Annotated in this window: 7 protein-coding genes; 3 read left to right on the forward strand and 4 right to left on the reverse strand. The window is 75.0% G+C overall.

Annotated elements, in window-relative coordinates:
* Nucleotides 1-3: 3 nt before the first annotated feature.
* Nucleotides 4-597, reverse strand: a complete 594-nt coding sequence (locus I3F58_RS24505) for a (2Fe-2S)-binding protein (protein ID WP_240110856.1) — start codon at nucleotides 595-597, stop codon at nucleotides 4-6.
* Between the two features lie 2 nt (nucleotides 598-599).
* Nucleotides 600-1,490: a xanthine dehydrogenase family protein subunit M gene (locus I3F58_RS24510; protein WP_240110857.1), complete on the reverse strand. Its 891-nt coding sequence runs from the start codon at nucleotides 1,488-1,490 to the stop codon at nucleotides 600-602.
* A gap of 389 nt (nucleotides 1,491-1,879) precedes the next feature.
* On the opposite strand from I3F58_RS24510, the gene I3F58_RS24515 reads away from it, so the two are divergent.
* Together I3F58_RS24515 and I3F58_RS24520 are read left to right on the forward strand one after the other, a co-directional pair.
* Nucleotides 1,880-3,619: a PucR family transcriptional regulator ligand-binding domain-containing protein gene (locus I3F58_RS24515; RefSeq protein WP_240110858.1), complete on the forward strand. Its 1,740-nt coding sequence runs from the start codon at nucleotides 1,880-1,882 to the stop codon at nucleotides 3,617-3,619.
* Nucleotides 3,620-3,732: 113 nt separating this feature from the next.
* Nucleotides 3,733-5,289, forward strand: coding sequence for a SulP family inorganic anion transporter (locus I3F58_RS24520; RefSeq protein WP_240110859.1), 1,557 nt, complete (start codon nucleotides 3,733-3,735; stop codon nucleotides 5,287-5,289).
* On the opposite strand, the gene I3F58_RS24525 is transcribed toward I3F58_RS24520, so the two are convergent.
* The gene (locus I3F58_RS24525; protein WP_374208032.1) at nucleotides 5,267-5,974 is read right to left on the reverse strand and encodes an ATP-binding cassette domain-containing protein; all 708 of its coding nucleotides are present in this window, start codon (nucleotides 5,972-5,974) and stop codon (nucleotides 5,267-5,269) included. The two genes, I3F58_RS24520 and I3F58_RS24525, sit on opposite strands and share 23 nt — an antisense overlap.
* A 276-nt stretch (nucleotides 5,975-6,250) precedes the next feature.
* Between I3F58_RS24525 and I3F58_RS24530 the strand changes: the two genes are divergently transcribed.
* A complete protein-coding gene (locus I3F58_RS24530) occupies nucleotides 6,251-7,555 on the forward strand; it encodes an NAD(P)/FAD-dependent oxidoreductase (protein WP_240110860.1) in 1,305 nt (434 codons plus the stop codon).
* Between the two features lie 134 nt (nucleotides 7,556-7,689).
* On the opposite strand, the gene I3F58_RS24535 is transcribed toward I3F58_RS24530, so the two are convergent.
* Nucleotides 7,690-8,706: regulator (locus tag I3F58_RS24535; RefSeq protein WP_240110861.1), on the reverse strand; the 1,017-nt coding region annotated here is incomplete at its 5' end.

Consider the following 8,706-nt stretch of genomic DNA (forward strand, 5'->3'; position numbering starts at 1 on the left):
CGGTCAGACCGCCTCTCCCTGACGTTCCTGGCGGGCCGCGGCGAGGCGGACGGCGTCCAGGATCTTCTCGTAACCGGTGCAGCGGCAGAGGTTGCCCGAGAGCGCCTCGCGGATGTCCTCGTCGGTCGGGGACGGGTTGCGCTCCAGCATCTCGTCGGCCGCGACGAGCAGGCCGGGGGTGCAGAAGCCGCACTGGACCGCGCCGGCGTCGATGAAGGCCTGCTGGACGGGCGACAGCTCGGTGCCCTCGCCGGTCTGGGAGTCGGTGCCCTTGGCGGACCACTGCCGGGCGTCCTGGAGCGAGGTCCCGCACGCCCCCGTGGCGCAGGAACCGCCCTCGGTGCGCTGCCTGGCGTAGTCGGCGAGACCCTCGACGGTGACGACCTCGCGGCCCTCGGCCTGTCCTGCCGCGACCAGGCAGGAGCAGACGGGGACGCCGTCCAGGCGGACTGTGCAGGAGCCGCACTCGCCCTGCTCGCAGGCGTTCTTGGAACCGGGCAGGCCCAGCCGCTCACGCAGGACGTAGAGGAGGGACTCGCCCTCCCAGACGTCGTCGGCCTGCTGGGGGCGTCCGTTGACCGTGAAATTGACGCGCATGGTTATGCAGCTCCTTCCAGCGTGCGGCCGCTGCCGCGGTACTGCTCCCAGGTCCAGCCGAGCGTGCGGCGGGCCATGATGCCGACGGCGTGGCGGCGGTACTTCGCGGTGCCGCGGACGTCGTCGATGGGGTTGCAGGCGGCGGAGGCGAGGTCCGCGAACTGCTTCGCGACCGAGGGGGTGATGATCTTGCCGTTGTCCCAGAAGCCGCCCTCTTCCAGCGCGGCGTTCAGGAAGTCCTCGGCCTCCCTGGCCCGGATGGGGGTGGGCGCGGCCGAACCGATGCCGGTGCGGACCGTGCGGGTCTCCGGGTGGAGAGCGATGCCGAAGGCGCAGACCGCGATGACCATCGCGTTGCGGGTGCCGACCTTGGAGTACTGCTGCGGGCCGTCCGCCTTCTTGATGTGGACGGCCTTGATCAGCTCGTCGGGCTGCAGGGCGTTGCGCTTGACGCCGGTGTAGAACTCGTCGATGGGGATGAGGCGGCTGCCGCGCACCGACTCGGCCTCCACCTCGGCGCCCGCGGCCAGCAGGGCCGGGTGGGCGTCGCCCGCCGGGGAGGCGGTGCCGAGGTTGCCGCCGACGCCGCCGCGGTTGCGGATCTGCGGCGAGGCGACGGTGTGGGAGGCGAGCGCGAGGCCGGGGAGTTCGGCCCGCAACTGCTCCATGATCCGGGTGTACGGGACGGAGGCGCCCAGCCGGACGTTCTCCTCGCCCACCTCCCAGTCACGGAGCAGCTCGATGCGGTTCAGGTCCAGGAGGTACTCGGGCCGCCGGTGGTCGAAGTTGATCTCGACCATGACATCGGTGCCACCCGCGATGGGCACAGCCGTGGGGTGCTCGGCCTTGGCGGCCAGCGCCTCCTCCCAGCTTGCGGGGCGAAGGAAGTCCATGAGTGGCTCTCTTCTTGTGATGACGTGATCCGCCGTTCCGGGTACCCCGGGAACGCCGCCCCGGGCTCTGGGGCGGTGGTCGGGTGAAGCGGGGACGACGTGATCGATGCGATCGGGGCTGTTCTCGCCGGGGGACGGGGACGGCCGGCCCTGGACGTGGTGTTCATCTCGTGTTTACGCGTTGTGGACTCAGTACACCCACCCGTGCACCACCCGAGGCAGTCACCGAAACCATGAAGGAGTTGGCTGGCGGAGCAGGGCATCTTGTAGATTCGAACGAAAGACGAGGGTCGGTAACCTCTCTGTTTCCCCCCGGAAACGCTGGCCACAGGCCACCGGCCACAACGAGACACATCGAGACACCCACGAGAAGGATCGGCGGCGACGACATGCGGCTGCGCGCACTGCTGGAGACCGACGCGCTGGGCCTGCGGCTCCTCGGCGGCGAGGGCGAGCTGGACCGCACGGTCCGCGGCGTGATGACGACGGACCTCAGGGACCCCAGCCGGTATCTGTCCGGCGGCGAACTGGTGCTCACGGGCCTGGCCTGGCGGCGCGGCCCGGCGGACTCGGAGCCCTTCGTCCGGATCCTGGCGTCCGCCGGGGTGGCGGGCCTCGCGGCGGGCGAGGCGGAGCTGGGGCCGGTCCCGGACGATCTGGTCGAGGCGTGTTTGCGCCATCGCCTCCCGCTGTTCGCAGTGAACGAATCCGTCGCATTCGCAACGATCACGGAGCATGTCGTACGACAGGTGTCCGGGGAGCGCGCCGGGGACCTGGCGGCTGTCGTCGATCGGCACAGGAGGCTGATGACCTCCGGCCCGGCCGGCGGCGGCCCCGAGGCGGTGCTCGACCTCCTGGGCTCCGACCTGGACCTGCGTGCCTGGGTGCTGTCCCCGACGGGGCGGCAGATCGCGGGCGCGGGCACCACGCTTCCGGCGGAGGCGGGCGCGGCCCTGGCCGGAGAGCACCTGGCCGCGACCAGGACCGGGCGGCGGGGCCCGCACCGGTCCGTCGTCGGCGGTACGACGTACTCGCTCTTCCCGATCCGTAACACCGGGCGGGGTACCGCACCCGCCGTGCGGGAGGTGCGGGACGTACGGGAGACGGTGCTGTCGGACTGGCTGCTGGCGGTCGAGGCGGACGCGGGTGACTGGCCCGCGGCGCGGCTGGACCTGGTCCAGGGGGTCACGCAGCTGATCGCTGTGGAGCGGGACCGCCGGGACGCGGCCCGCACGGTACGGCGGCGGCTGGCACAGGAGGTCCTGGAACTGGTGCAGACGGGGGCGGCCCCGGCGGAGATCGCGGCCCGGCTGCGGGTGGCCGCGCCGGTGCTGCTGCCCGGCCTCGGCACCTCCCCGCACTGGCAGGTCGTGGTGGCCCGCGTCGAGTGGGGCGAGGACGGTCTGGCGGTGGAGCCGGGCCCGGTGGCGCAGGCGCTGCTGGAGGAGGTGCTGGTCGACCCGGCGACGACGGGCGCCGACTCGGCCGACCGGATCGCGGTCGCGCACACCGGGGACGAGGCGATCGCCCTCGTACCGCTGCCCGCGCTGCCGGAGGCCGCACCGGGCGGAGAAGGCGAGGCCGCAGGTGACAGCGACGACGGGCAGGACGACGCGGCCGGTGAGGGCGGGCTCGGGCTGCACGCGGACCGGCTGCTGGCCTCCGTGCGGGCCCCGCTGTCGGCGGGCCTCGACGGCGACGGGCGGCTCACCCTGGGCGTGAGCGCGGCGGTGCACTCGGCGGAGGGTCTGCGCGGCGCCCTGGAGGAGGCGCGGCACGCCCGCCGGGTGGCGGCGGCACGGCCCGGGCGGGTGTGCGCGGCGGGTCACCACGAGCTGGCCTCACACGTGCTGCTGCTGCCGTTCGTCCCGGACGACGTACGGCGTGCCTTCACGGCCCGCCTCCTGGACCCGCTGCGGGACTACGACCGGCGGCACCGCGCCGAGCTGATCCCGACCCTGGAGGCGTTCCTGGACTGCGACGGCTCGTGGACGCGGTGCGCCTCCCGGCTGCACCTGCATGTGAACACCCTGCGGTACCGGGTGGGGCGCATCGAACAGCTGACGGGCCGGGACCTGTCGCGGCTGGAGGACAAGCTGGACTTCTTCCTGGCGCTGCGGATGTCCTGAGGTGCTCCGAGGCGCCCCGGAGGCATGCGCCGGGGGCGTGAGATCCCCTGCGGAAAGCCTCCACTGAAAGGATCACGCCCTCCCGGCGGAGGGTCATGCCTTCCTAAAGTGCGATGGCCGCACCGCAGTCGCGGTCATGCCGCATCCATCGCACCGCGGGGGAAACCGTGCTCTCTGCCCTGAAGGATCTCCCCGCGCACAGGGATCCGGCCGTGCTGCGGCACGATCTGCTCGCCTCGTTCGTGGTCTTCCTCGTCGCCGTCCCGCTCTGCGTGGGCGTCGCCGTCGCCTCGGGCGTGCCCGCCGAGCTGGGACTGGTCACGGGCATCGTCGGCGGACTCCTCGTCGGGGCGATGCCCGGCAGTTCCTTCCAGGTCAGCGGCCCGGCCGCGGGGCTGACGGTGCTCGTGTACGAGGCGGTGCGGACACACGGGCCCGCCATGCTGGGCGCGTTCGTGCTGACCGCCGGACTGCTCCAGGTGGCGATGGGCCTGCTGAGGCTGGGCCGCTGGTTCCGCGCGGTCTCGGTCGCCGTGGTGCAGGGGATGCTCGCGGGAATCGGGCTGGTCATCATCCTGAGCCAGCTGTACACGATGGCTGACGCCACGGCTCCGGCGGGCGGCCCGGCGAAGATCGCGGGCCTGACCGGTCTCACCGGCGGCCTGCTGACCGGCGGGGTCTCCTCCGCCGCCCTCGCCGTCGGCGCCGGAACGATCTCCGTTCTCGTGCTGTGGCCCCGGCTGCCGTGGCGGCCCGTCCGGGCCGTGCCGGCCGCGCTCGCGGCTGTCACCCTCGCCACGGCGGTGGTCTGGCTGGCTGAGTTGCCGGTGGCCCGGTTGGAGGTACGGGGGCTGGCCGGCGTCGTACGCCCGCCGGGCACGGAGCAGTTCGCCGGGCTGCTGGCGCCCGCCGCACTCGGCACGGTGCTCGCGTTCGCGCTCATCGCCTCGGCGGAGACCCTCTTCAGCGCGGCCGCCGTGGACCGGCTGCACCACGGGCCGCGCACCGACTACGACAAGGAACTGATCGCCCAGGGCACCGGCAACGCCGTGTGCGGCGCGCTGGGCGCCCTGCCCATGACCGCCGTCGTCGTACGGAGCGCCGCCAATGTCCAGGCAGGTGCCCGTACCTCGCTCTCCCGGGTGCTGCACGGGCTGTGGCTGCTGCTGTTCGCCGCGCTGCTCCCGGCGGTGATCGGCGCGGTGCCGCCGGCCGCGCTGGCAGGAGTGCTGGTGCACGCGGGCTGCAAGCTGGTGCCGGTGCGGGAGCTGGGCCCGCTGTGGCGGGAGCACCGGGGCGAGGCGGTGGTCCTCGCGGTGACGGCGGGGGCGGTCGTGGCCACGAACCTGTTCGAGGGCGTGCTGCTGGGGCTGCTGGTGGCGGTGGTGAAGACCGCGTGGGACACCTCCCATGTGCAGGTGGAGGTACGGCACGGGCGCGAGGGGGACTGCCTGGTGGTCGCCGTCTCCGGCAACGCGACGTTCCTGCGCCTCCCGCGGCTGCTGGAGGCGCTGGAGGCCCTCCCCCGGGACCGGCCGGTGGAACTGGACGTGTCGGGCCTGCGGCACGTGGACCACGCGTGCCGGAACGCGCTGGAGGCGTGGGCGGGCTCACCGCCCGAGGGGCCGAAGGCACCCGGCCCGCACGTCACCGGGCCAGCACCCGGCTGAACGCCCCCCGCCCCGTGACCAGTTCCGCCCACGTTCCCTCCTCCGCCACCCGCCCGGCCTCCAGCACCGCCACCCGGTCGGCCCGCCGGACCGTCGCAGCCCGGTGGGCGATCACCAGTGTGGTGCGACCACGGGAGGCCGTCGCCAGGGCGGCGGCCAGCTCCGCGTCCCCCGCCGCGTCCAGATGCGCGGTCGTCTCGTCGAGGACCAGCACCTGCGGCTCCACCAGCAGCGCCCGCGCCAGCGCGACCCGGGCCCGCTGCCCGCCCGACAGGGTCGCCCCCCGCTCCCCCACCACCGTGGCGTACCCCTCGGGAAGCCCCGCGGCGATCCGGTCCACCCCGCACACCCGGGCCACCGCGTCCAGCTCCCGGTCGGTCGCTCCGGGTGCGGCCAGCCGCAGGTTCTCCGCGAGCGTGCCGTGGAACAGCGGCGCGTCCTGCCCGACCACGCAGACACAGCTCCGCAGTTCGGCGTCGGAGACCTCCCTCAGATCGACCACCGACCCGTCGGCCCCCACCAGCTCCACCGCTCCCTCCGCCGGGTCCCAGAACCGGGCCAGCAGATGGGCGCACGTGGACTTGCCCGCGCCCGACGCCCCCACGAGCGCCAGCGTCTCGCCCGCTCGCACGGCCAGATCCAGCCCGTCCAGCACCGGCCGCCCGGCACCGTAGTCGAACCGCACCCCCCGGAGCCGTACCCCCAGCGGACCCGGCGGCAGCGGGCGGGGCACCGCGGCCGCCGGGGCCCCCGCCTCCGCCCGCCACCCCCGCGGTACGGCTGCACGCGTGTGCGACCTCCGTGCTTCGGTGACCCCCCGCACGCGCGACTGCCCGCCGCCGTCGCAGCCCCCTACGCTCTGGTGCCGCTCGGGACTCTCAGGTCCCGAACTCCCGCATTCCGTGGGCCTGTCCAGGGCATGAGCCACCCACGCACCGAACCGTCACCCGGGGAGGGTCACGTGCTCAGTACCGCAGCCGCAGCCGCAGACCAGCACGCGGACGTCGTCATCGTCGGAGCCGGGCTCGCGGGGCTGTCCGCCGCCCATCACCTCACCAATGCCGGCCTCGCCGTCCGGGTCCTGGAGGCCGCCCCACAGGTCGGCGGGCGCATGGCCACCGACCATGTCGACGGCTTCCGGCTCGACCGGATCACGCAGCTGCTCACCACCTCGTCGCCCGAGCTCCAGCGGGCCCCGGGCGTCGACCCAGGCGCCCTGCGGCGCTTCCTTCCGGGGGTGCTGGTGCACAGCGGCGGCAGGCTGCACCGCACCGGCGAGGTCCGCGGAGCCCGGTCGGCGCTGACCCGCGCGCGGGCCCTGGCCGGGGCGCCGCGCCCACTGGACCAGGCCCGGCTCGGCGCCTCCCTGGCGCGGCTCGCGGGCACGCCGACCGAACGGCTCCTGGCCCGGCGCGAACGCCCGGCGCTGGAGGCCCTGTTGGCTCGCGGACTGCCGCCGCGCACGGTCGGAACCTTCCTGCGCCCACTCCTGTGCGCCCTTCTGAGCGACCCGGACCTCACCACGTCCAGCCGCTGCGCCGACCTGGCGCTGCGGGGCTTCGCCCGGGGCCGGCTGTGCGTCCCGGCGGGCGGCGCGGTGACCCTCCCCCAGCGGATGGCGGCGGCGCTGCCCGACGGCACGGTACGGACCGGAGTGCGGGTCAAGGACGCGTCGATCAGCCGTGTGCTGACCGCGGAGCACGGGGAGTTCACCTGCCGCTCGCTGATCGTGGCGACGGGGGCGCGGGCGGCGGCCGAGCTGCTGCCCGGGCTGAGGGTGCCGGGGTTCCATCCGGTGACGGTGCTGCACCACACCGCGCCCGCCCCGCCGCCCGCGGGCGCCTCGCTGGTGCTGGACGCGGACCGTGCGGGCCCGGTGGCGCACTCGGCGGTGATGAGCGAGGTCGACCCGGCACGCGCGCCCCGGGGCCGCACCCTGGTCACGTCCACCGTGCTGGGCGCCCCGCCGGACGATCTGGACCGGCGCGTACGGCGGCACCTGGCCGCGCTGTACGGGTCGGACACCGGCGACTGGGAGCTGCTGGCGGTACGGCACGACCCGGAGGCGGTCCCGGCCATGCCGCCCCCGCACGACCCGCGCCGCCCGGTGCGGCTGCTCGCGGGGCTGTACGTGTGCGGGGACCACCGGGACATGAGCAGCCCGCAGGGGGCGCTGCATTCGGGTCACCGCGCGGCGCAGGCGATCCTCCGGGACCTCGGGCTCCCGCCCGCGCATCCGACGACCCGCCTGGAGGCGGCGGCCTGACCCCGTCTCCGTACCGCACAGGACCACATCGAGCGCGCCGCCGGAGGAGGGGGCCGGCCGGCGCCGGGGGGGCGGGGGTCCCGGGCACGGCACAGGGGGTGTGCCCGGGACCTTCCCGCACGCGTGGCGCCGCGTCAGCCGAGCACGGACACCTTGTCCCGGTAGGTCCGGACCGCCGCGGCCTCGCGGTACGGCTCCAGCCTGCGCTCGAAGTCCCGTACGTACTCGGCCGCACGGGCCGAGCGCATCTCGGACGCCTGCTGCGCGGCCTCCGCGCCGAGCGCGCACGCCTGGTCCAGTTCGCCGAGACCGAGGCGGGAGACGGCCAGGACGACACGGCAGAACGTGCGGCTGCGGGCGAACCCGGGCGCGTACAGCCGCAGGGCCCGCTCGGAGTGCTGCACGGCGGCCCGGTACTGCTGGAGGTCCCGGTGGCAGTGCGCGAACTCGTCGGCAAGCTGGGCCTCGTCGAAGGCCCGCGCCCAGTGCGGCACCTCGTCGGCGGGGCGGGCCGCGTCGAGGGACCGCTCGGCGCGTACGAGGGAGGTGGTGCAGGCCCGGACCTCCGCGAGCACCGCGTGACCGCGCGCCTCCACCGCGTGGAGCAGGGCCTGTACGGCGGGCGGGGCCGAGGGGCCGATGCCCTGCTGTGCCACCCGGGCGAGTTGTACGGCCTCGCGCCCGTGCCCGAGGTAGACGGCCTGGCGGCTCATGGTGAGCAGGACGTACGAGCCGTACGCCCGGTCGCCGGCCGCCTGGGACAGCCTCAGGGCCTGCACGAAGTACCGCTGGGCCAGGCCGTGCGCGGCGATGTCGTACGAGGTCCACCCCGCGAGCCGGGTCAGATCCGCGGCGGCGGCGAAGAGGCGGCGCCCGGTGGTCTCCCCGTAGGTGCCGCGCAGCATGGGCTCGGCCTCGTGCTCCAGGTACCGGACAAGGGCCTGGCGGGCGTGTCCGCCGCCGTACGCGTGGTCGAGAGTCCGGAACAGCTCGCCCACGGAGCGCAGCGCGGCGATGTCCCCGCCGGTCACCCGCTGGCCGGGCCCGCGCTCGGTGCCCCGCGGCCGGGGCACGGCCACCCCGGCCGCCGCGGCGACGGATGCGCCATGGGCCGCGGGGTGACCGTGGCCTGGCGGGTGCCCCGCCTGACC

The organism is Streptomyces sp. MUM 203J (assembly GCF_022414595.1).
Classification (GTDB): domain Bacteria; phylum Actinomycetota; class Actinomycetes; order Streptomycetales; family Streptomycetaceae; genus Streptomyces.